This window comes from Bradyrhizobium sp. BRP56 (assembly GCF_020194035.1).
GTDB classification, from domain to species: Bacteria; Pseudomonadota; Alphaproteobacteria; order Rhizobiales; family Xanthobacteraceae; genus Bradyrhizobium; species Bradyrhizobium australafricanum.
Genome location: NZ_JADYVV010000215.1, coordinates 1 through 431, shown reverse-complemented (window position 1 = coordinate 431; position 431 = coordinate 1). Strand labels below are relative to the sequence as shown.

1 protein-coding gene is annotated in these 431 nt (G+C 50.8%); it reads left to right on the top strand.

The genetic code is table 11. From position 1 onward, the window contains the following. Positions 1–42 precede the first annotated feature (42 nt). Positions 43–431: hypothetical protein (locus I6F38_RS43450; protein ID WP_249794510.1), on the top strand; the 389-nt coding region annotated here is incomplete at its 3' end.

Sequence of the window (431 nt, the reverse complement as noted above, 5' to 3'; positions counted from 1 at the left end):
ACCTTAACTCTCCAGGGCAACGGGCAGATTCAGGGGAGCGTATTGGCACCTTATGCCGATGTGACAAAAACGAATTTTGCTATTTTTGAAGGACAGCTAATTGGGAAATCGTTCAGTACGGTGGGCGGAGAAATGCACGACTATCCGTTTAACGCCAGTCTTGGCTCGTGTAGCGCTTTGCCAGTGCGTCTGACCAAGTTTGTGGCTACACCGGAGGGAGCAGCCGTAAGGCTGGCATGGGAAACGAACTGGGAGCATAACAGTGATCATTTTGTGATAGAGCGTAGCAGCGATGCTCTTGAATTTGGTACGTTAGGTCGCGTGCAGGCGATCGGACAAACGACTCAAAGTCAGCGTTATAGCTTTATAGACCAATTGCCTTCCGCCCGAACCGGCTACTACCGATTACGAATGGTCGATCAGGACGGAAC